The 21764-nt window shown below is 39.1% G+C and carries 20 protein-coding genes; 4 read left to right on the plus strand and 16 right to left on the minus strand.

Annotated features, from left to right (window positions below; translation table 11 throughout):
• Positions 1-4: 4 nt before the first annotated feature.
• From OTG27_RS04550 to OTG27_RS04590, 9 genes are all read right to left on the minus strand, one after another.
• Positions 5-811, minus strand: coding sequence for a carbohydrate ABC transporter permease (locus OTG27_RS04550; RefSeq protein WP_226990416.1), 807 nt, complete (start codon positions 809-811; stop codon positions 5-7).
• Positions 812-897: 86 nt separating this feature from the next.
• Complete coding sequence (locus tag OTG27_RS04555) at positions 898-1776, minus strand: carbohydrate ABC transporter permease (protein WP_034307788.1); 879 nt, start codon at positions 1774-1776, stop codon at positions 898-900.
• Positions 1777-1817: 41 nt separating this feature from the next.
• Complete coding sequence (locus tag OTG27_RS04560) at positions 1818-3104, minus strand: ABC transporter substrate-binding protein (RefSeq protein ID WP_268936347.1); 1287 nt, start codon at positions 3102-3104, stop codon at positions 1818-1820.
• 116 nt (positions 3105-3220) lie between these two features.
• Positions 3221-4207: an SIS domain-containing protein gene (locus tag OTG27_RS04565; RefSeq protein ID WP_268936348.1), complete on the minus strand. Its 987-nt coding sequence runs from the start codon at positions 4205-4207 to the stop codon at positions 3221-3223.
• 191 nt (positions 4208-4398) lie between these two features.
• On the minus strand, positions 4399-5484 hold the full coding sequence (locus OTG27_RS04570; RefSeq protein WP_268936349.1) for a GerAB/ArcD/ProY family transporter: 1086 nt from the start codon (positions 5482-5484) through the stop codon (positions 4399-4401).
• 13 nt (positions 5485-5497) lie between these two features.
• Entirely contained in the window at positions 5498-5731 is a 234-nt protein-coding gene (locus tag OTG27_RS04575; RefSeq protein ID WP_063590757.1) for a hypothetical protein, read from the minus strand.
• Between the two features lie 6 nt (positions 5732-5737).
• Entirely contained in the window at positions 5738-6925 is a 1188-nt protein-coding gene (locus tag OTG27_RS04580; protein ID WP_268936350.1) for a Ger(x)C family spore germination protein, read from the minus strand.
• 26 nt (positions 6926-6951) lie between these two features.
• Positions 6952-8550 carry a spore germination protein gene (locus tag OTG27_RS04585; protein WP_374941239.1) on the minus strand — a complete coding sequence of 533 codons (1599 nt, stop codon included), beginning with the start codon at positions 8548-8550 and terminating at the stop codon, positions 6952-6954.
• A 706-nt stretch (positions 8551-9256) separates the two neighbouring features.
• Entirely contained in the window at positions 9257-9610 is a 354-nt protein-coding gene (locus OTG27_RS04590; protein ID WP_057277857.1) for a GNAT family N-acetyltransferase, read from the minus strand.
• A gap of 551 nt (positions 9611-10161) precedes the next feature.
• Between OTG27_RS04590 and OTG27_RS04595 the strand changes: the two genes are divergently transcribed.
• From OTG27_RS04595 to OTG27_RS04605, 3 genes are all read left to right on the plus strand, one after another.
• The gene (locus tag OTG27_RS04595; protein ID WP_268936351.1) at positions 10162-11274 is read left to right on the plus strand and encodes a GerAB/ArcD/ProY family transporter; all 1113 of its coding nucleotides are present in this window, start codon (positions 10162-10164) and stop codon (positions 11272-11274) included.
• 97 nt (positions 11275-11371) lie between these two features.
• Positions 11372-11947: a DUF2238 domain-containing protein gene (locus OTG27_RS04600; RefSeq protein ID WP_268936352.1), complete on the plus strand. Its 576-nt coding sequence runs from the start codon at positions 11372-11374 to the stop codon at positions 11945-11947.
• A gap of 20 nt (positions 11948-11967) precedes the next feature.
• Positions 11968-12543: a DUF2238 domain-containing protein gene (locus OTG27_RS04605; protein ID WP_048680232.1), complete on the plus strand. Its 576-nt coding sequence runs from the start codon at positions 11968-11970 to the stop codon at positions 12541-12543.
• Between the two features lie 186 nt (positions 12544-12729).
• Here the strand turns inward: OTG27_RS04605 and OTG27_RS04610 are convergent, their stop codons facing one another.
• Together OTG27_RS04610 and OTG27_RS04615 are read right to left on the minus strand one after the other, a co-directional pair.
• Positions 12730-13200: an endolytic transglycosylase MltG gene (locus OTG27_RS04610; RefSeq protein WP_057277853.1), complete on the minus strand. Its 471-nt coding sequence runs from the start codon at positions 13198-13200 to the stop codon at positions 12730-12732.
• Positions 13190-13570, minus strand: a complete 381-nt coding sequence (locus OTG27_RS04615) for a hypothetical protein (RefSeq protein WP_268936353.1) — start codon at positions 13568-13570, stop codon at positions 13190-13192. The genes OTG27_RS04610 and OTG27_RS04615 overlap by 11 nt, the downstream gene beginning before the upstream one ends.
• A 483-nt stretch (positions 13571-14053) precedes the next feature.
• On the opposite strand from OTG27_RS04615, the gene OTG27_RS04620 reads away from it, so the two are divergent.
• A complete protein-coding gene (locus tag OTG27_RS04620) occupies positions 14054-14500 on the plus strand; it encodes a DUF5392 family protein (protein WP_063575798.1) in 447 nt (148 codons plus the stop codon).
• Between the two features lie 181 nt (positions 14501-14681).
• On the opposite strand, the gene OTG27_RS04625 is transcribed toward OTG27_RS04620, so the two are convergent.
• From OTG27_RS04625 to OTG27_RS04645, 5 genes are all read right to left on the minus strand, one after another.
• Positions 14682-15713 (minus strand): aromatic ring-hydroxylating oxygenase subunit alpha, encoded by a 1032-nt coding sequence (locus OTG27_RS04625; RefSeq protein WP_063575797.1) that lies wholly within the window; start codon positions 15711-15713, stop codon positions 14682-14684.
• A 63-nt stretch (positions 15714-15776) separates the two neighbouring features.
• Positions 15777-17219: an aldehyde dehydrogenase family protein gene (locus OTG27_RS04630; RefSeq protein WP_268936354.1), complete on the minus strand. Its 1443-nt coding sequence runs from the start codon at positions 17217-17219 to the stop codon at positions 15777-15779.
• A 115-nt stretch (positions 17220-17334) separates the two neighbouring features.
• A complete protein-coding gene (locus OTG27_RS04635; RefSeq protein ID WP_268936355.1) occupies positions 17335-18765 on the minus strand; it encodes an amino acid permease in 1431 nt (476 codons plus the stop codon).
• Positions 18766-18823: 58 nt separating this feature from the next.
• Entirely contained in the window at positions 18824-20005 is a 1182-nt protein-coding gene (locus OTG27_RS04640) for a Glu/Leu/Phe/Val family dehydrogenase (protein ID WP_268936356.1), read from the minus strand.
• A gap of 51 nt (positions 20006-20056) precedes the next feature.
• Positions 20057-21721, minus strand: coding sequence for a thiamine pyrophosphate-dependent enzyme (locus OTG27_RS04645; RefSeq protein ID WP_268936357.1), 1665 nt, complete (start codon positions 21719-21721; stop codon positions 20057-20059).
• Between the last annotated feature and the right edge of the window lie 43 nt (positions 21722-21764).

The following is a 21764-nucleotide window of genomic DNA, read 5'->3' on the forward strand; positions in this document are numbered from 1 at the left end:
GTTATCATTTTACACTTCCACTAGCAATTCCACGGATAAAATACTTCTGCATGAATAAAAATAAAATGACGATAGGTGCCGCTGAAATCGTTAATCCAGAAAGCAACACTCCCCAATCGGTTTGCAATGCATCTCGGAATTGCATTAAACCGGCAGGTATCGTACGTAAACTATCATCATCAATAAAGATGATGGCGAACATGAATTCATTCCATGTATAGTAAGCTGTTAAAATTACCGTCGTTAATAAAATAGGTTTACTCATGGGTATGAAAATCCTAAAAAGGATTCCAAGGTTTGTGCACCCATCCAGCCGGGCAGCCTCTTCCAGTTCTTTCGGAATGGACAGGAAGTAGGCACGAATCAACAAGATGGTTAGCGGAATTCTGTATGCCACATAGGGTAAGATTAGCGCCCAATGGGTGTTATATATCCCAAGCTTCTGAATGATATTATACAAAGGGATCAGGCTTACTTGAGGAGATAGCATCAAACCGCCTAAGCATATGACCAAAATGAAAGCCTTTCCACGAAAATCGAAGCGAGATAATCCGTATGCACCTAACGCACTTACTAAAACCGTTAGCATACAAGTCATGCCAGTAACCATGACACTATTTAAAAAGTAGGAAGAAATCCCACTATTCCAAGCTGTAACATAATTTTCAAACAACCATGTATGAGGAAGTGACCAACTATGGTTAAAAATTTCCTCTGTGCTTTTGAAAGAACTGATGACCATCCATAATAAGGGATATGCAACAACAAGAAAGTAGGCGATCAAACCTGCATAAACAAGGGCTATTCTCATATTATAGGTTTTTCTTTTCCTGGCATACTCTAGATCTTCCACAACTAATTCCGGTACTCCGATCGTTGATTTAGGCATCTCCATTATTAGTCCTCCTTTCCCGTTTTAAATATTTTCATTTGTACAAGAGAAATAAGTAACGTAATAATTAAGATAACCGTTGCTATGGCAGAAGCATATCCCATCATATCTTTTGAAAAAGCCGTTTTATATAAATAGGTGCTCAGGACTTCCGAAGAAGTTCCCGGGCCCCCTCCGGTTAAGATATATGGCTCATTAAACACTGTAAAGGCACCTGTCAATGTTAATATTACGGCGACGAATGTCATTTCCTTTGTTGCTGGAACCGTAATGTGAAAAAACGTTTTTATTTTATTCGCTCCATCCATTTCAGCTGCTTCATATAGTTCAGGTGAAATTTTTTGAATGGAAACGATATATAGCATGGCTATATAACCAATTGATTGCCACTGTGAGACAGCAATGACTGCATAGATTGCCGTTTCACTATCACCCAACCATGGCAGTGCTAAATTATTCAATCCAATCATTTTAAGAAACTGATTTAACAACCCTACTTCCGGGTTGTAAAAAAATGAAAACAGCAATGCGATGACTGTCATTGAAACGACGACCGGCAAAAAATAGACTGTGCGAAATATAGGTGAAAATTTACGGATTAATTTATCTTCTAAAACGGCTGCAACAATTAACCCTCCAAAAACCTGGAAAACAATCGAAATGACAGCATAAAGAATATTATTTTTTAAAGCTTCATAAAATACGGGATCTTTAAATAAAGTAAAGTAGTTATCCATCCCTACAAATGCTTTATCTGGTGAAAATGTACTCCAATTATACATACTATCGCCAATATTCTGGAAAATGGGAATATAAACAAGCAATAAAAAAACTAAGGCTGGAAGAAGATATAGATAAGGTACAAATTTATCGGGTTTTATCATTAAAATATCACTCCCTTAATAAAACGGAAAAATGAATTCCCTTATTTCCCCGCTTCAAATCTAACGGTATCAGCAGCTTTTTGAACATCACGCATAATTTGTTTAGGTGTTTTATCTCCATTTAACATCATTTGTGTTCCTGTTAAATAGGCATCTGCAATTCGCGCATCAATGCTCATGTCAAACCATGGGGCCATTTCTTTTGTGTTTAATATGCTTTGAACCGCTTCCAGCTGTTCCGGGGAAGAATTATTTTCATTCACCGTACCTTTAACTGCACTATACTTGCCCACATCAGTGACTAGTTTTTCTCCCATATGTTTAGTGGTTAGAAACTTTAAAAACTCCATCGCTTCTTTGGGATGCTTTGTCTTGGAAGAAACCATAAAGCCTTCAGGCGATCCCGTTAGATTTGTTTGATTACCCTTTCCGCCTTCTACCTCAGGAAAGTTAAACATTCCAAGTTCAAACTTAGTGGGTCCAAATAACTTGATCTCTGCCGTTTCTGCATAAAACAAAGGTGCTTTACCATTTGAAAATTGCTGTCTTGCATATTCATGATCTATTGAATTAGTATTCTTATTAAAGTAAGGTAACAACTCTTGGAATTTCTCAAGCGCTTTTATGTAGTCGTCATCCTTGAATTTTCCGGTTTTTCGATTATAATCCATTGCCAGCACTTCCGGACTAACCAGACGTTGATTCAATGTGCCCACATAATGGGAAATTGTCCAAGTATCTTGACTGCCGAATTGAAGAGGTGTGTAGTTATTCTTTTTTAACACTTTTAATACATCGATAAAATCATTCCAGGTTTTAGGTGGGTGTATGTTCAACTTTTCGAAGACATCCTTGTTATAGAAAAACATTTTCCCATCCATTGTTACGGGGACACCATACACCTTATCATTAAATGTATATGGTTTGACTTGGGATGGAACGAGTTGAGAAGACCATGTCGGATCGTTTTTATAATAAGAAGTTAAATCCAAAGCTTTATTGCCTCGCACAAACTGACTGGCAAATTCATCACTCCAAGAGAAATAAATATCAGGTGGATTATTTGTACCTGTCATTACTTTAATTTTGTCTTTATACGAATCGTTTAGGACTGCTTCGGTTTTAATATGGATATCGGGGTTTTGTTTTTCAAATTCTTTTACAACTTCATTAAAGTAAGTTTTTTCCGGTTCCTTTGGCCACCTATGGAAAAATGTTAAGGTGGTTTTTCCAACTTCTGATTCTGAAGATGTTCTTTCACCAGAACATCCCCCAAGCATTAAAGATAAACTTAAAAATGATGCGAATATAAGTTTTGTTTTTCTCATGAATACCCTCCTTTTTATAAATGCTTTTATCATCAGGAAATTATACTATAATGTTATAAAACATTATAGTATAATTTGCAAATAAAATATACAGAATATTAAGTTTTCTCCGGCTATCAGTATTCTACTTTCCACATATAACGCCTTTTGCTTAAGGGATGATTACGCGCTTCCGCTAATTCATCTGCATATTGACGTAATACACGATTTAAGATAAGCGGTGCAATATATCCTTTTACTTCTTCATCAATACCATCAAGTTCATACTGTTTTGCATCTAACACCGTTAGCTTTTTGCCATAACGCTGAGAAAAAGATAATGCTCTTTCTTCCAATGGTCTTGTTTCATCCAATCCCATTAGAATGATAAACGGTACATTTTCGTCAATAATTTCGAATGGTCCATGGAAGTACTCACCAGCATGAATGGCATGTGAGTGTATCCATTGCATTTCCATTAAGATACAAATGCTGAAAGAATAGGCTGTCCCATAGTTTGAACCACTTGCCATTGTATAGATAACAGGTTCTTTTGCATGAGATTGTGCGAATACCCTTGCATTGGAAGCTTCTTGCTCAAGGGCTTTTTCATACACTGGCTGTAAGTTCTCCAAACTTGATACCAGTTTGCCGAACTTTTCATTGTTTTCCGCCATATGAAGTACACCAAAAACTAATTGATATAAAACACTGAGGTTTGTATCGAAGGCGTTTACACCGTTCCCCCATTCATATTTAATATAAAGGTCCGCATTTTGGGCCAATGGTGATGCTGGTTCGTTCGTTAATGCCACTGTAAACGCACCTTTACTTTTTGCAAACTTAGCCGCTTCAGCTGTTTCAGGAGTTGTTCCGGACATCGAGCATAAAATGACTAAAGATTCCCTCCCTAGTTGTTGTGGATTGCGATGTATAAACTCATTTGAACTATACAGATCGGAGGTTATATTTTTAGCTTCACGATCCAGTATATACTTGGCTGAATACATAATGGCAGAAGATCCCCCGCATGCTACCAAATAAATATTGTTAATTTTCTTACCCTTTAATTGATCCAATACTGTTTTTACATTACTTTTTACATTCATAACCGATTTACTCATTTTCCCACTCCTTTAATATTTGATATACAACATTATGTAATGTTATATATTGTTATATTAAATCATCAGCTTTCTTTAGTCAATGGATTTGTCAGAATATTTTATTTACTCCATTTCCATGTCCCATCAAAATTTTCATGTTAAATTTTTTCCAGATGTAAGTAATGTCCACCTGGACAAGTGACGCCCCCTTACCTTCCCCTAATTTTCCCAACTGTTAATAATAACAATGGCAGAATAAAACAAATCGTTAAGGATAAGGGTGTCCAAGCTGTAGCCATAAAGTGTTGATAATGCACAAGATCGGGATGCGAAAAGATGGTAAACGTGAGAATTAGAAAAGCTAATGGGAATAGAAGTATTTTGTAATTTTGCAGTCCCATCAATTGTGCTAGTCCCAAGGCGAGTCCATAAAAGCATATGGTCAACTTAAAATACTCTGTAAAAACCCATATGAAGGCTACAATGACCTCGACCCTTTCAAAAAAATCACCAATGCTTATCCTCATTCCCAGTTTATACGAAGGGTAGGTTAATCTTGCTGTATTATCAGCACCCAATACAAGGATACAGAAAATGATCACTAAGAATAGAACGCCGCCACCTAATATGGTTCCTAAATAAAAGCTTTTCTTCATTTCAGCCTTTTCATGTACATATGGAGTGATCATTAAAAAGAAAACAAGCTGAACATAAGGCAGGGCTAAAGAGTGATATGATCCCCTCATTATCGGTTTCATGCCTTCTTCAAATACAGGTAGCATATTATCGATTTTGATGTCCGGGATAAGAAACACGAATAATATGAAAAGCAGCAGTACTAGCCAAGGGAAAAAGATTAATGCCGTTCGGCAGATGACTTCCAATCCTAGCCGTGCACCAAATAAGCTTGTTAATATAAACAAGATCATAATCATTTCCATAGGTGTCTCAACTAGAACCTGTGTTGAAAAAAAATTCCCAATTTCACTAAGTAACGCTGAAGAAAGGTAATATAAATATAATAGGAAAAGCAGTGCCGAGATCTTCCCGATCCATATCCCAAATATTTTTTCATTAACTTCTATATAATTCATGGATGGGTAAAGTAAGGCGAGCCGGGTAAATAACAGAACGAAACATAACCCGATGAGAGTAGCTATAATATAAGCAATCCAGCCATCCTGTTTTGCTAATGAAACTAGTACGGAAGGTAAAGTAAGTATCGCTCCTCCAATGGTGAATATGATGACCATTATAAGAAATTCACCAGAGCTGATTTTTCCTTTTTCAAGCATATTCCATTCCTCCCTAGGATAAAATGCGATCCATGAAATGAGCGAGTGGACTATATATTTTCGTTATCCAGTCGATAGGGGTGGGAATGGTAATATCCTTGATTATTAAAATACTCAACGTCATGCCAATTAAAAGCAATAAAATAAAAATGACAATTTCCTTCCAGCATTTCTTTTTAATAAGAGGCGGTATTTCGAAAAATGAAATAATAGCTCCAGTACAAACTGTTCCAATAATTGCCCACATTGGTCTTTACTCCTCAATTTCTTTTTGAAAAGAATCTGATATCGTCCCTAAATTGCGAATCTTTGCAGTAACGGTTACATTCACGTCCAAATTTGCGAATTCCTGATCCCAATTTCCTTTTAAACGCTTCCATTCTTTAGGATCGGTTCTATGAATTTCGTCACCAAAACCGAAGATGTCACTTCGATACTTCGTTTGAAGCGTTTTTATGGATCCTTCTATTTTATCCTTAATGTCTTTTGCGTATCTTTTATTCAATTCTTCGATTTTTTCAGGTTTGGTTAAATCGATAGTGCATTCAACTTCACCTATACTCCCTTCTGACGTTACATTTATATCAATTTTTGGATTTCCGTTTTTCACTTTCCCCTTGATTTTCGTTTTTGAACTAGTCGTGTTGACCGTAATTTGCTCACCTTCACATGGTATGTTTACCGCAGTGGACTTAACATGATCTGTAATGTAACTAACACCTTTACTGTCGTTCCTGTTTAACCAGCCGACAAGTTTATCCTTCTTGAATACTCCAAGATAATCCAATCGCAAACCGGATTTCGGGGAGATATTTTGTGCATTCGTAACATTGCTTCCGGATTCGGGATCACCATAAACTAGAATCCCCGTTAGCATGGCCTGCCTGCCTTTGCTGACGATACTGCTGACCAGCTCATCCAAAGTGACCGTCCTTGTCGGCGCCCATCTTCTCTCCGAATTTTCCAAGGAGTCAAAAACTTTATTTGCCGGTATTTTTTCAAGGGCCGTTTGCACATTAAGCGTATCATAAGCAGTTGAACCCTTCGCAACAGTCATATAGAAATCGGAACGCAATTCCTTTTGCCGGGAAAGGACATCCAGAGGCTTTGCAATTCCTGCCCTGGCCATTTCCTCACCAAAGACAATTTCACGAAGATGTGCGACATATAACCTCCTTGGTACATCAGTTGATAGGCTTCTTATTGCTTCAGCAATGGTTACACCGCTTTTCCTGAAGGTTACAACTTCCGTGCGGCCAGACCTGGCATCACCTGCCAGCTCACTCGGATTTAGAACTTGGACGCTTACAAGATACCCATCTTCCGTTTTATCAATTCCCATGGCAGTAACGATGGCAAGTTCATTCAACTCAATGCTGCTCCAGCAGCCGGATAAACAAATTATAGGTAACATTAAAAATACCTTTAGCATTTTTTTCATCGAAAAACCCTCATAATCTCATCATTTTAACTAGGTGGTTTCGGAGAACTGACATCTCCCCTGTCTGTATCATTTTTACTGATCAATCGGGGCCGCTTTAATAATGACCAATGTGGCATACGAATGATGTTGTCTTTTTGATCTTGTAAAATGAATGGTGCATTTGGAGCTAAATATGGTAAACCAAAAGATCTTAAGCTATTTAAATGCAGGACCATCACGATCAGCCCCAAAATGATCCCGTATAATCCAAATGTAGCGGCAAGGATCATAAACAAGAATCGAAGCATCCGAAAAGCGCTGGCCATACTATTGGCTGGAAACACAAAGCTGCAGATGGCTGTTAAGGACACGATGATAACCATTGTTGCTGAAACGAACCCTGCTTCCACAGCAGCCTGTCCAATTACTAATGCACCAACGATGGAAATGGATGAACCGATTGCCCTTGGCATCCTCACACCTGCCTCACGCAAAATTTCAAACACTACCTCCATCAGCATCGCCTCCACAAAAGCAGGAAAAGGAACTCCCTCTCGTTGGGAAGCAAGACTTATGAGTAATGGAGTAGGAAGCATTTCTTGATGAAAAGTCGAAACAGCTACATAAAGTGACGGTGTTAGCAAAGCTAGGAAAAAGGATAAATACCGTAATACTCGAATTAATGTGGCAATATCTGCCCGTTGATAATAGTCTTCACTGGACTGAAAAAAATGCACCATCAGTGCTGGAACGATAAGGACAAATGGCGTTCCGTCAACCATTATCGCAATTCTCCCTTCTAAAATGGCAGCGGCTACAGCATCAGGACGCTCCGTATTATAAACCGTTGGAAATGGAGTGTATACTTCATCCTGAATAAGCTCTTCAATGTATCCACTCTCAAGAATCGCATCTATATTGATTCGATTTAACCGGCTTTGCAATTCTGAAACCGTTTTATCATTGGCAACACCTTTTAAATACATAATCGCAACGTCCGTTTGCGTTTTTTCTCCAATCTGCTTTGTTTCAAGCCAAAGGTTAGGATCTTTTATTCTCCGTCTTATTAAGGCAGTATTTGTTCGCAGCGTTTCAGTAAATCCATCCTTTGGCCCTCTTACTACTGTTTGGGAGGAAGGTTCTTGAACTCCGCGATCGACCCACCCTCTCGAGCCGAGTGCCAATCCTTTTGGGGAGCCGTCCATCAATAACATCGTGTCTCCTGATAAAACATGGTTGAAAAGCTTTTGAAACTCTGTTATTTCCACTATTCCCCCTACAGGAAGAGTATGTGATTTTATCAATTCAAAACAATCAGGGACCGCTACGTCCGAGTCAGAGTTCCGAATTTGTACCATCAAAGTGTCGAGGATTAAATCCTGGATGGAAGCAGAATCCGTTAATCCATCTGTGTATACGATGCCTAACTTAATTTCCCCATTTTTACCTGCTTGGAAATCCCTTATAACGATGTCTGAACTATTTCCTAACGTTTTCTTAATATGGTCTATATTATATTGAAGATCAGGGGATATAAGTTTTGTTTGATGATTCTTTGAGTCCTTACTTCTGTTTTGGGATGTAACTGGATTTTGGTTTTGATTTTTAGTTTTGTTGGAGTTTGGATTTTCGCTTTGATTCAGGTCTTCTTGTTGTTTTTTATTTTTCACCGATTGTTTATCTTCAATTAACTTCCTCAATGGGATAGGAACTCGAGATTTCAATGCTAACCCCCTCATAACCAAAAGCTTGTTAAAATTAGGTTTTCACCTTCGCAGCAATTATATCCATGTAGGTAAAATAAATCGCTGTGCAAAAAAACATTATACACATGATAATCTTTTATCAAAATTTCACTTTTTCCCTTAAATCCACGATTGTTATCAACCACATCCCGCCATCTTTTCAAACTCGGAAAAAATTTGCCTTTTAGAATCAATTTGGCAGGGTGCACAATCTAAATCAAATCCATTGGAAATTATGTATAAAAGCATTCTCTATGAGTAAATGCATAGATTGCCCAATCTTCGCATAATCCAATATTGGACTAAATTTACAGAAAAAGGGATGGTTTAGAGCAAAAAAAAACCCTGCAGATTTCCACAGAGTTTTTAAAAGCTTTCAACTAATTTTTGGATGGCAAGAATTAGGGAGTAAAGAGCTTTTTCCTTCTACTTGTTTTCATTCCAAGTATATTAATACCTATTTTTTCCAAACTCAACTTTTATAATTGTTTCGTCCCCATTTTCCCTACACTCTTGAAGTCGCAACATTTCATTTCCGGTACATATGTACGATAAAAAGACTACGCCTCTTCCCCATCCTAATATGGGTGACAAGGCGCCTATTTCAAGCTTCCAATGTAATATATTCAGCTCCTTGTTCTTTTGCCCAATTATGTATATAACTGAGCAGATTATATCCAAGGCCACTAGGACGATGATTTACATCAGTAACCAAATCTTGTACATAAACATAGCGTTCATTATATGAATCTTCACGCCAGCTAATACCTGCTAATGCTACAATGCTTGTATCATGATATAAAGCAAATAACCGTTTCCCCTCCTTACGCATATCATTTAATAAATCTAGATATTCCTTTAAAGTCAAATCTGTACGTAACTGACTCAATATAGGAAAAGCCTGTAAAAATTGATGTTCTACAGTTAACTCTACTATATTTTCCACTGGTATTTTCATACTAATTTCTCCTAACATTTTAAGTTTAACCGCTTCGCCTTGCCCTTTATGAATCCGGATTTAGTTTCTGACATTAAAGCCTATCAAATATGCTTGATAACCTAGAGCTTAAATATTTTTCAATATGTCCAACAGTTCCTCTTCCTTTCTCCAAATATTAGATATACCAATAAATCATTTGCAAGAATTGTGCCATATCAAAGGAAATGTTCACGTTCAGTGCAATTAATATCTTCCAGGAAAGTTAAGAAGGTCCCTATCAAGTAATAGGAGGAATTACTGAAAAAGTTAGGCAATGATTAAAACAATAAACGTTTCCTAAACCATTATGGTTCGGGACTAAGGAATTAAATTACTTTCTCTTGGTCAGTAATTCTATGATTGTATAGTAGAGCTACATCAGTAAAAAGGCAGAAAATTCGCGACCGATTGATGTAACGGGGGTGGATTGTTGAAGATAGGCAATTGATGTCCGTGTGAATAACTTGAACAAGAATAGCCAAAAATAGGGAGTATTAAGAAGGAAGGAACAAACATATAGGTGAAAAATAATGCCTGGTAGTTTCAAAATTTCATCACATCAATTGATGATTTTAATCCTCTTGTATTCGGTAGGAACGGTTATTTTACATACTCCTTCTCCTTTAGCTGGTTTTGCAAAGCAGGATGCGTGGCTTGCTGCATTATTTGGAACAGGAATCGCATTAATTTTTGTATGGTTTTACATCAGGGTTGGAAATTTATATCCTGATCTCGCTTTAGATCAAATAAATGAAAAGGTTTTCGGTAAGTTAATCGGAAAGATGATCAATCTCACATTTTTCTTCTGGTCTTTTTCAACTGCTGCTGAGACCACCTATTATGTGGGGAATTTCATTAAAACTTTCTGGATGCCGGATACTCCTCTTGTAGCTTTAAATATATTGTTAGCTGCAGTAGTGATCTTTACAGTCCGCCTTGGTTTTGAAACTTTTACACGCACGTTGGAAATATTCTTCATTCCCGTATTACTATTACTGATTATTTTTTTGGTTTCCATCATTCCTCAAGCAAACATTCAAAACATTCAGCCAGTATTTGAAGGAGGCACTAAACCCTTAATACGGGCGATACTTTTTTATGTCAGCGTGTTCACGCTTTCCCCTGTTATGTTTTTAATGATTTTCCCTTCAAAAGTAAATGAAAGAAAACAAGGGGGAAAAGCCTTTTATATTGGCACTTTGATCGGAGGAATCATATTAATTCTGGTTATCATGCTGGATATCTTGGTTCTTGGACCCGATAACACCGCAAGAAATATTGCTCCAAGTTACACGATGGCAAAAAAAATAAATGTAGGGAATTTCCTCATGCGGATCGAAGCAGTAATTGCCACTATTTGGATTTTCACAACCTATACGAGGACGGTTATGTATTTTTATGTTTCGGTTGTCGTATTTTCAAACATTTTCAATATAAAGGATTATCGGCCATTTACTACAGCTTTAGGGGTGATAATGGTTTTTTATTCATTGATTGTTTTTCCGACGGTCTCTTCATCCGGGGAATACAATAAAAATATATGGTTATTTCATGCAGCGGCTTTTGGTCTGGTCATGCCTTTATTATTGTTTATAACGGCTAAATTTAGAAACATCTTTAAAAAGCACCATGGTAGCCAATAAAAATGTGATCATATACTGAGTGAGTTGGAGACTTAGTCATTTTTTCCGGGTTCAATCTGGCTCGATTGGATGATCGTAATGAATATTTACGAATGAGGTGAGTATATTGAAACATAAAATAATCATTATTTTTAGTTTGGTATTTATAGCATTCATGACTGGGTTACTCATCTTTTACCTTAAAAAAGATGATTCTTCCCGATGGATGGTAGCTCTTGGCGGAATGGTGGTAAGTGCCTTGCCCATTTCATTGCTATTTGTAAAAAATAATCCCTTTAACATTCCAATCATAATCGGCTATTATGTTTTGGTTTTCTGTACGGCATTTTTAGGATCCATCGCAAATTTTTATATTGATTTTAAATGGTGGGACTCTGGACTTCACTTCTACAAAGGCATCTTCGTGGGATTTGTGGGGATTGCCCTTTATAAACTTTACATCCCTCAAAAAGCGAGAAAAGACACTTCAAGGTGGGTCATTTTCCTTTTTGTTCTTTCACTTTCAGCTTGTGTCACTGTTTTTTGGGAAATATATGAATTTGTGGGAGATCTCACTTTTACTCATACCATGCAGCGAGGCGGGAACAAAGATACCATGTATGATATAATTTTCGGACTAACCGGCGGCCTGCTCATTTCCATTTATTCTAGTATACAAAAATTAAAATTATGATGATTTGTTGAGGTAATCATATGAATCGTAAGCTAGTTATTTCATTAAGTTTAGTGTATGTACTTTTCATGGGAGCTTTATCTATTTATTACTATACAGCCGATGAAACTTTCAAATCACTGGTTTCGATAGGCGGTGTGGTATGTGGGGCAATTCCCCTTTCACTGGCCTTATTTACCAAGCTTCAATTCAATTTGCCAATTGTCATTTCCTATTTGATCTTCTTATTCGGTTCACAATTTTTAGGATCTATTTTAGGTTGGTATGGACTGGGTTGGTGGGACACATTTTTGCATTTGTTAAGCGGTTCCCTTCTTGCTTTTACGGGAATTGCTTTATATGAACGATTGGTATACAGAAATGCGGGCAAAGAGATATCCCCTTGGTTCGTCTTTTTGTTCACCCTTTCTTTCTCGGCACTTGGAGGTGTCATATGGGAGATCTACGAATTTAGTTCTGATCAATTATTCGGAATGACACTGCAAGGCGGGGGAAATAAAGATACAATGATCGATTTAATCGCGGATACGATTGGAGGACTTATCATTGCAGTGTGGGCCGGAGTGCGGACAAAGATTAAGTTAAAAAAAATATAAAAAAGCATGCCAGTTGATTTCAGAAACCCGCTCCCTTTCCGCCGACTGTCTGCCAAGCCTCCTCGACGCAAGCGTCTCCAATCAAACTCCAAATTTGTACAAGCAAAAAAACTGTAGACAAACTCGATGAAAATCGAGTTTGTCTACAGTCTGAAACGACCATCTTACCGATGGTCATTTTTATGTTCATTTAAATATGATGGAAATTATTTTTTCCGTCGTCATCGCACTATCCACCACATATGTTCCAGGTCGTAATCCGTTGGCCTTGCCCTTCTTTTCAACCGCGTCGGAAAACTCATTGGCATTTTTGATGACTTTTGCTTTTTGCAGGTTTTTACCCACATCGATGCTTGTCGAGCCTTTAGACACAGTAAGAACTGTACGGTATATGATTTTTTCCGTTGGTTCTTTTACCGTTTCTTTTTCCGCCTCCGCCTTATCTTTAACCGACTGTGCTTCAGCAATCTGATCTTCCCATTCTTTTTCGGAATGTATGACATACCCTTCTGAAGCCAGAGACTCTTTCATTTCATCTTCTGATAGTTTCTCAGACGTGCCGGTCGCTTCACCTGGACCAAAGAAGTACACTGCACCGCATAAGCCTGCGGCAACAACAAGGCCTCCGGCAAAGCTGCGCATTGATTTAGATGTCATTGGCCACATTTCTCCTTTCATTCGTCGTTTTCATGTAAGGAGTAAGCATCCGTTCTATTTCTTCTTCCGGCTGTTTTGTCTTAAGTGCGATGCTTTCAAATGAATAGCCTCGCTTATGTAGGTCGAGTACTTCACGCAACATATTTCGCTTTTCGGAAGACATTGCCAAAATGCCTGCCTCTTGCACCGTAATTTCAGCATCTATCTCGATGTTCCTGATTTTTTCCTGTAATACATTCATTTCATCCCCAAAAGTGCTGGCAATCTGTTCCAATTGACTGTCCACTTTTACAGAGTCCTTTTTAATAAACGATAAAATGAACAGTAATACTGCTGCAGTGAACAAAATGATCAGAGCCCATTCCATCATTCTATGTCCCTCCTTAATCTTTGAATCTACTATCTCGCCTTCTAATTATATATTGATTTGTTCCAAAACTCGATTTAAAAGTACTAAATACCACATTAGTCACGTAATTATGACAAAAAAAGGCGCGGGAAGGTCATCCATAACTATAAATAATGAAAAAACGAAAAATAAAACTTCCATTTGAGGACCATTTTACCATAATCTATTCATCATTCATACCACTATTGATTTATTAAGGTAAATGATCTGTATTTCGACTCCTCATACTTCAAAAATTTTTTCAACACATATAACAGGGCATTCCATTGATTATCCACATGTGTCACTGCGTTTACTTTTCTCTCAAAAAGGTCCAAGAGTATATTAAATGACAAACATGTTTCCAAACGATAAGATATATATAGGTTCCTTTTCCTATTTCATTAATAAATACGATTTTACAGTGCCATATATTTATTGGTGCAAGATAATAAGGAGGAAACAATGAATATCAAAATAAATAATATACCCGGTTTCATGCAAAACGAAATCGAACAACTTCAATTAAAGTTGTCCCCCTTGTTGAAGAAAAATATGAAATACGGTTTTTTTTCAACAGTGATGATAGGCTTTTCCATCATTAATCTTTTTTTTCTCTTATTTAAGAACGACTCTTTACCCATTTCGAAAATCGCACTTGGAATCTATGCATTGGTGGGAGCTGTAGGATTTGCCTTATTAAAAGAAAACAAACACAACCAAAGAGAAATAGTGAAAATGAGTCAAAAATATATGTTGGAGAGAATCAAAAAAAGCAACTATTTAACAGATGCCAGAAAAAACAACTACTTTAAACGAGTAAATGAGCAACCGCTTACTGCCATGAATGTTTTTTTTGAGTTTCTTGCTGAAGAACAACAATGGAAGAACAAATCCTCCCACTCCGAATAAATAAAAGGAAGTTCGCAAATTTCATAACAAATAAGGCAAAAAAGGCGGCACAAAAAAAACAACTCAACCAGTATGCTCCGGTAAACTGCCGAACCACACTGGTTGGTTGCTTAGGTTTTTTCATTTACAAATTCTCCATGAACGTTCCTATTTTAGTGCATTCCAATTGAGAGCTCAGTGGTTAGTTCTGGAGCTTATTTTCAATGAGTTCATGAAAATAGACTGCAGCATGTTCTGTTGGAGAAAAGATTCCATTTGTAAATGCCTCGGAACTTAATCCTTTTTGCAGTTTTTCCACTAAATCAAAATCTTCCTGACGTACTTGATCAACAAATTTAAAATATTCTTCTTTTTCTATGGTTGTTTTTTCATCTAAGGAATAATCCCGATAAATACCTAACGACGTCACAGCATCAACGGGAATTACTTGAATGGTATTCACGTTTCCGTCTCCTGGATAAACGTTAATCATCATATTTGGCCAAACCCAATAAAAACGCGCTTGGTCCCCTTCGCCATTCTTGCTTGCTGTCATATATTGATAGGTGAATTTGTCATGTGTCGTTGTGCAAAAGTTTGCTAAATCAAAGGATTTAGCAAAGCCAGGATGAGCAATGGAACAATGATCACATTCAAGGTAATTGTCAACAACGGCCTTCCAATTAGCTTTTACCACACGACGGGTTTCCCTAACTAGTTTCAGTGAATCAAAGAATGGATACTCTTTCATTTCCTCTAAAAATTCCCGATATGCTTCTGCCATAGGGGGTGCATTTTTGTCAAGATTGACAAAAATCATGGCATTCTGAACTTCTATGCGAATGGATTTCATACAGCTGTGTATCCCCAGCTCATTCGTTTTAAAATTAGGGGCTCTATTTACACTTCCATCTAATTTGAACGTCCATCCATGGTATCCGCATTGTAAAATTTTCTTATTTCCTTTATCGGCGTTTTCTACTTTCATTCCGCGATGAGGGCAAATATTGTAGAAAGCACGCAGTTCACCATCGGTCCCGTGAGAAACGATAATAGGCTCTCCGGCGATATCCAATGTCATGAAATCGCCTACCTTTTCCACTTGGCTTGCATGCCCCGCCAAAATCCAACTCTTTCTGAAAATCTTTTTGCTTTCTTCATTGAATACCTCTGGATCGACATACCGTGAATAAGGCAGTGTTGGGCTGAACTGTACATTTTCTTTCGTGGACATTTTGAAATCCCCTCCTGTTTTTGATCTAATTTACAAGTTTAAAAACGCTTAATTCTATTTTAGTTATATCCGATCCATATAGACTGTCTTGACTTCTGTATAGAATTCAACGGCACTCTTCCCTTGTTCACGGCTGCCCGCACTTGAACTTTTACATCCGCCAAATGGCATTTGCGGTTCGGTTCCTGCCGTTTCCGAATTGACATGAACAAGACCCACTTCAACATCTTCAATAAACCGTTGAGCCAATGTTAAATTGTTTGTACAAATGGCTGCGCTCAATCCATACTCTGTATCATTTGCCATCTTAACTGCTTCCTCATAATTTCCAGCCTTAAAAAGGGCGATGACTGGTCCGAAGATTTCTTCACGTGCAATGCGGGCATGTTGAGGAACATTTTCAAAGATAGCCGGCAGGACATAAAAACCATTCGCCAATTCCGCTTCTGCCGGGATCTCCCCTCCGCATAAAAGTGTAGCTTCTAATTTCCCAACATCGATCATTTCAAGCACGCCATCGCGTTGTGATTTAGATACAGCCGGACCTATATATGTTTCTTCGTTGAGCGGGTTGCCCACTTTTAATTCTTTCGTCCGTGCGACAAGCCGTTCCCGGAACTCTTCATAAATTCCTTCCTCCACAATCACCCGGCTAGTGGCTGTGCATTTTTGCCCTGTGGATTTAAAAGCTCCGCCTATAGCTATTTCCACTGCTTTTTCAAGATCAGCATCGGCGAGGACGACAAGCGGGTTTTTCCCTCCCATTTCCGCTTGCACTTTCTTTCCATGTTCAATGGCTTGTTTTTGAATTTGCTGACCTACTTGATTCGAGCCCGTAAAAGATATAGCCTTCACATCAGGATGTTCCACTAATGCAGCACCAATGACGGAACCCCTTCCGAATACACAATTGATGACACCGGGCGGAAGACCCGCTTCATCAAATGCCTTTAGCACATGATGGACAGATTTAGGTGTAAGATCAGCAGGTTTAATCACGACTGTATTCCCGTAAATCAGGGCCGGCGCCAATTTCCATACAGGGATGGCGATAGGAAAGTTCCATGGTGTAATCAAACCCACCGGACCGAGCGGTGTGCGGGTAGTATATAAAAATGTATTGGCATTGGCTGAAGGAATTACTTCCCCGAGTGGCTGCCGAGCTTCAGCAGCATAATATTCAAGTATGCTGGCAGCCCGATTGGCTTCCCCCATCCCTTCCAAGAATGTTTTCCCTTCTTCCTTTATCAAATCTTGACCTACTTCCTGCATGTTCTTTTTCAAAATATCAGCTGCTTTTTGCAAATATGAAGCCCGTTGCTGAAACGAAAGTTTTTTCCATAAAGGGAATGAACTTTTTGCGGCTGCCACTGCATCATGTAAATCAGCCGCCGCACTAGATGGAAATTCTCCTAAATTTTCACCATCATGGGGACTAAGATTTTCTCTATACTCCCCTGTAGTGGGTTCTTTCCATTTTCCATTAATATAATTTAAGTAACGCATACTATTTCCTCCGTATTCTATTATTCTACTTCTATAAATTATAGGTTTTGCTTTTAACTGCACTTCTAAATGAATCTTAAACGACCGTTTTCTTATATCTTGCATATAATAATCACTATTGAATAAAATCATTGGTCTGTTCAGTTTTTAAGGCTGGAACCTCGACGTTCCTTCGCGCATATCTGAAATAGTAAAATATATAGCAAGCAACGACGAAGCCCAATCCCCAATACAACGAAGTTCGCTGTGTCGGATCATAAGCGGTGAATACGAAAATACCTAGACACATAATGATGCAGAGAATCGGGGCAAACGGGAAAAAAGGTACTCTAAACTTCAGATTTTCAACCTTTCCGCCTGCTCTGATATACTGCTTGCGGAATCTGTACTGTGCGAACGCAATCGCCATCCAAGTAAGCACCCCTCCAACCCCGCTTATGGAAAGCAGCACAACGAATAACGTTTCTTCCGCTACTACACTAGTAAGCAGCGACAGCAAGGCAAAGACCATGGTGACTAGTAAGGCGTTCATAGGTACACCGCGCCGATTGAGCTTTCCAAATGAAGAATGTGCCATACCGTTTTGAGAAAGGGAGAAAAGGATTCTTGTACAAGCAAACAGACCCGTGTTTCCTACAGAGAGGACCGCCGTCAAAATTACGAAATTCATAATGTCTGCTGCATAAGGAATGCCTACCATTTCAAACACGGTAACAAATGGACTTTCCAGTACACCGACTTCTTTCCAAGGAACGATGGCCGATAGAACAATGATTGCCAGTACATAGAAAAGCAGCACACGTATTACGATGTTTCGAATCGCTCTCGGAATGCTTTGTTGCGGGTTTTCCGTCTCTCCTGCTGCAACACCCATGATTTCCGATCCCTGGAAAGCATATACGACTGTCATCATCGATATGAAAACACCCGTGAACCCTGTAGGAAATAGTCCATCTCCTATAAAATTGGAAAGGAACGGAGCAGGTTGTGCATCCTCCATATGAATCAAGCCAAACATCGCTGCTGCACCGATAATTATGAAGAGAATGACGGCAAGCACTTTAATCCCGGAGAACCAATACTCGGTCTCTGCAAAACTTCGCGTAGTCAATGCATTTATAGTGAATAAAAGGACCGTAAATATCACACACCATATCCATACTGGTATATCGGGAAACCATCTGGTCATGAGCAAACCGGCCGCTACAAATTCCAGGCCTACGTAAAGAGCCCAGCTTAGCCAGTAAATCCAGCCAATGACAAATCCAGTGGCGGGACCAATAAATTTCGTTGCATGGACCTGAAAGGAACCGGACACCGGCATCACTACCGATAATTCACCGAGACAAATCATCGCCAAGTACATTAATAAACCACCGACCAAATAGGCAACAATCGCTCCTAAGGGTCCAGCTTCACCGATTGCATATCCTGATCCCAGGAAAAGACCTGTTCCAATTACCCCACCTAAGGAGAGCATGAATAAATGCCTGCTCTTCATTGAACGCTGTAATTCTTTTGGCTGATTTTCATCTTCTGTTTGCATGAATTCCCCCCCGTTCCTGATTGATAAACTGCCTGAACACTTTCATGATTAACACAAGTTAACGAGAGTTCCCCGATAACGCTTCGGAAGGCACTGCATATTCCGGCAAGTCGCTGATTGTCGGTTTAAATATTTCATAAGCTACTTCTCTTTGATATTTTTTTTGTTTTTTTGCTTGAGTAAACAAATGATACGTATTTTTCCTGCATAGTTTTTCTATATCATCGACGACAGCTTGTGGATTTGGTTTAATCAGTCCGAAAATAACCGCATCATAAAATCTTATCGCCCCCAGGTTGGCAACGAAATCATTGACAACATCAATACCACTTTGTTTTATGATCTCGTCTCCCTCGGGAGAAAGGGGAATGTTTGCCGCCTCCACAATCAAACTCGCTTTTACGCTTTTAGCATTGGATATGTGGATGACATCCTCCAATGCGGACGGAATTAAAATGTCGCAATCAATGTCGAGCCATTCCGTGTTTGGCCTTACATCATAACTCGGTTCAAAAAAGGCTTTATCCATTTCCCCGTACATATTTTTATGATCAATGAGCTTTTGGACATCCAATCCTTCGTCACATGTAACCAAAAGGGCTGCATCGGAAATTCCCACAACTTTATAACCTAACTGGAACATTTTCAATGCACAGCTTGCGCCTACACAGCCGAACCCTTGAATGACGACTCTCGCTCCGGCTTTTCCGCCTTTAAATTTCCAAGCCTCATCTGCGGAAAATGCCACACCATAGCCTGTAACGACATCGTTTAAAAACAACCCGTCGATTTTTGTCGTCAACAGTTCATCGAAATCTTTTATCCCTTGCAGAACATTCGGATTCTGCTTCATTGATTTCGTTAGGGGGATATCAATGCCAAATTCATTAAATATTTTGAGTACATCTTCATATTTGGTACCTAAATCACTGCCTAACGATACCCCTATATCTATATAAGGCATCATCGCAATCAGAAATCTTCTTAACACTGCATATGCGTCTGGCGCTTTATAATCATAGGCAATGCCCGCTTTACAACCGCCAGTCGTCTCAGACTCACAGGCTACATACTTATAAGCCATCGCCTCGGCCAGCCTTTCTACCTCTTCTCTTGTAACCGTTGGGTGCATTCTTGTACCGCCGCCTGTGTATCCTTTTACAAAGTTATGGACGACCAGCCAGCCTTTAGCATCTGTTTCCGTATCATTCCATTCAACAACTATATATGGTTTTAACATCTATGATACCTCCCTTACATGCCTTTTATTGGGTCCTGCTAACTTCTAAAGTTAATTATTAGACATTAACTTTTCGTATACTTCCTTCTTGTCCTGGCCTACAGATAGAATCTTTGGATTGACTGCAACTTCTATTACAGACGGCAGCCCTGAAGTAATCGCCCGTTGCAGCGCTGGCGCAAAATCAATATTTTTTTCAACCTTTTCACCATGTGCCCCAAATAAGCGGGCCAATCCAGCAAAATCAGGATTAGATATGTCAGTTCCAACAGCCCGGTTTGGAAAATGCCTTTCTTGATGTGCTCGAATTGTTCCGTAAATATTGTTGTTCACAACAATTGATATGGTCGGAATTTTATACCTTACAGCGGTTTCAATCTCTTGGAGAGTCATCATGAAGCCACCATCCCCCGAAATAGAAACAACATGTTTGTGAGGCTGCGCCAGTTTTGCCCCAATAGCAGCAGGCAGTCCATATCCCATTGCACCCGACGTTGGCCCCACATATGTGTTTTCTTGTTCAAAACGATAATATCTTGATAGCCATCCAAAAAAGTTGCCTGCATCATTTGTAATGATGGTATCCTTCGGCAGACAGACAGCCAGATCATGCATCAATCCGTCCATATCCACGAAATCCTCTGTGTAATCGGCCTTCGGTTCAGAAAATTCCATATATTCATCGTGCAATTCTTTCAGATGATCTTCGCCTGAAATAAAAGATCCTGATTCTGGCGCTTGCAGTGCTTGTTCCAAAAAGCTCTTGGCATCCGCTTCAATGGCAAGAGAAGGAGCATACACTTTACCAAAAATATCGGGACAAATATCCACATGGATCAGCTTTGAACTTTTAGAAAGCAAGGTGTAATCTTGTGTTCCTACTTGAGAGAATCGTGTCCCTAATGCCAAAACTACATCCGCATCCCGGATTGCATCAAGTAAATATTGAGGTGTCCCAAATCCAAGCCACCCTGCATAGCAAGGATGTGAGTTTGGAAACGCGTCAAACCGACGGAAAGCTGTAACGACAGGAAGTTTCATTGCCTCCGCAAACTGTACAAGCAACCTGTTGGCCTTAGCATGAATCACACCTCCGCCAGCAATCAATACGGGGCGCTCCGCGTTTCGTATCGTATCCATCGCCTGCTTCACATCTTCCATATGTGGTTGAGGAGGAAGCGAGCGATATGAAGGGTTCATGTTCAACTCTGCCTCGTCTTCCAACATGTCATGCGGCAAAGCCACTAATACAGGGCCAGGACGCCCCGATCTCGCAATATGGAAAGCCCGTTGCAATAATTCCGGGATTCTTTCCACACGATCGATCTCTACCGTCCATTTACATAAATGACTGAAAAAACCCGTCAAATTCACTTCCTGGAATGCTTCCTTTTCTTTAAAAGGGCGTTCGACTTGGCCAATAAGCGCAATCAAAGGGGTTGAATCCTGAGCAGCAGTATGAATGCCGATAGCTAAGTTTGTAGCACCCACTCCACGCGTTGCCATACAGACCCCCACCTCTCCTGAAGCCTTGGCATACCCTTCCGCCATAAAGGAGGCACCTCCTTCATGTCTTGCGGAAATAAGTTCTATTTCAGGATGTTGGTATAGTGCATCCATTACACTAAGATAACTTTCACCTGGTACACAAAAAGCTTTTTTTACCCCTTCTTTAGCCATTACTTCTACGACTGCTCTTCCTCCACTGACTTTCATAATCAAGCCTCCCGCTTTCGAAAACGTGTTTTTATTCTATTAA

This window comes from Peribacillus sp. AS_2 (assembly GCF_026891895.1).
Taxonomy (GTDB): Bacteria; Bacillota; Bacilli; order Bacillales; family DSM-1321; genus Peribacillus; species Peribacillus frigoritolerans.

What these genes read in the sequence shown, in the direction of transcription:
- OTG27_RS04645 (WP_268936357.1), bottom strand. Translation starts at nt 21,721, where the DNA reads ATGAAAGTCAGTGGAGGAAGAGCAGTCGTAGAAGTAATGGCTAAAGAA.
- OTG27_RS04635 (WP_268936355.1), bottom strand. Translation starts at nt 18,765, where the DNA reads ATGCAAACAGAAGATGAAAATCAGCCAAAAGAATTACAGCGTTCAATG.
- OTG27_RS04550 (WP_226990416.1), bottom strand. Translation starts at nt 811, where the DNA reads ATGAGAATAGCCCTTGTTTATGCAGGTTTGATCGCCTACTTTCTTGTT.
- OTG27_RS04590 (WP_057277857.1), bottom strand. Translation starts at nt 9,610, where the DNA reads ATGAAAATACCAGTGGAAAATATAGTAGAGTTAACTGTAGAACATCAA.
- OTG27_RS04610 (WP_057277853.1), bottom strand. Translation starts at nt 13,200, where the DNA reads ATGACATCTAAATCAATGCGCAGCTTTGCCGGAGGCCTTGTTGTTGCC.
- OTG27_RS04560 (WP_268936347.1), bottom strand. Translation starts at nt 3,104, where the DNA reads ATGAGAAAAACAAAACTTATATTCGCATCATTTTTAAGTTTATCTTTA.
- OTG27_RS04605 (WP_048680232.1), top strand. Translation starts at nt 11,968, where the DNA reads ATGAATCGTAAGCTAGTTATTTCATTAAGTTTAGTGTATGTACTTTTC.
- OTG27_RS04580 (WP_268936350.1), bottom strand. Translation starts at nt 6,925, where the DNA reads ATGAAAAAAATGCTAAAGGTATTTTTAATGTTACCTATAATTTGTTTA.
- OTG27_RS04565 (WP_268936348.1), bottom strand. Translation starts at nt 4,207, where the DNA reads ATGAGTAAATCGGTTATGAATGTAAAAAGTAATGTAAAAACAGTATTG.
- OTG27_RS04615 (WP_268936353.1), bottom strand. Translation starts at nt 13,570, where the DNA reads ATGATGGAATGGGCTCTGATCATTTTGTTCACTGCAGCAGTATTACTG.
- OTG27_RS04555 (WP_034307788.1), bottom strand. Translation starts at nt 1,776, where the DNA reads ATGATAAAACCCGATAAATTTGTACCTTATCTATATCTTCTTCCAGCC.
- OTG27_RS04625 (WP_063575797.1), bottom strand. Translation starts at nt 15,713, where the DNA reads ATGTCCACGAAAGAAAATGTACAGTTCAGCCCAACACTGCCTTATTCA.
- OTG27_RS04575 (WP_063590757.1), bottom strand. Translation starts at nt 5,731, where the DNA reads ATGTGGGCAATTATTGGAACAGTTTGTACTGGAGCTATTATTTCATTT.
- OTG27_RS04620 (WP_063575798.1), top strand. Translation starts at nt 14,054, where the DNA reads ATGAATATCAAAATAAATAATATACCCGGTTTCATGCAAAACGAAATC.
- OTG27_RS04630 (WP_268936354.1), bottom strand. Translation starts at nt 17,219, where the DNA reads ATGCGTTACTTAAATTATATTAATGGAAAATGGAAAGAACCCACTACA.
- OTG27_RS04595 (WP_268936351.1), top strand. Translation starts at nt 10,162, where the DNA reads ATGCCTGGTAGTTTCAAAATTTCATCACATCAATTGATGATTTTAATC.
- OTG27_RS04570 (WP_268936349.1), bottom strand. Translation starts at nt 5,484, where the DNA reads ATGCTTGAAAAAGGAAAAATCAGCTCTGGTGAATTTCTTATAATGGTC.
- OTG27_RS04640 (WP_268936356.1), bottom strand. Translation starts at nt 20,005, where the DNA reads ATGTTAAAACCATATATAGTTGTTGAATGGAATGATACGGAAACAGAT.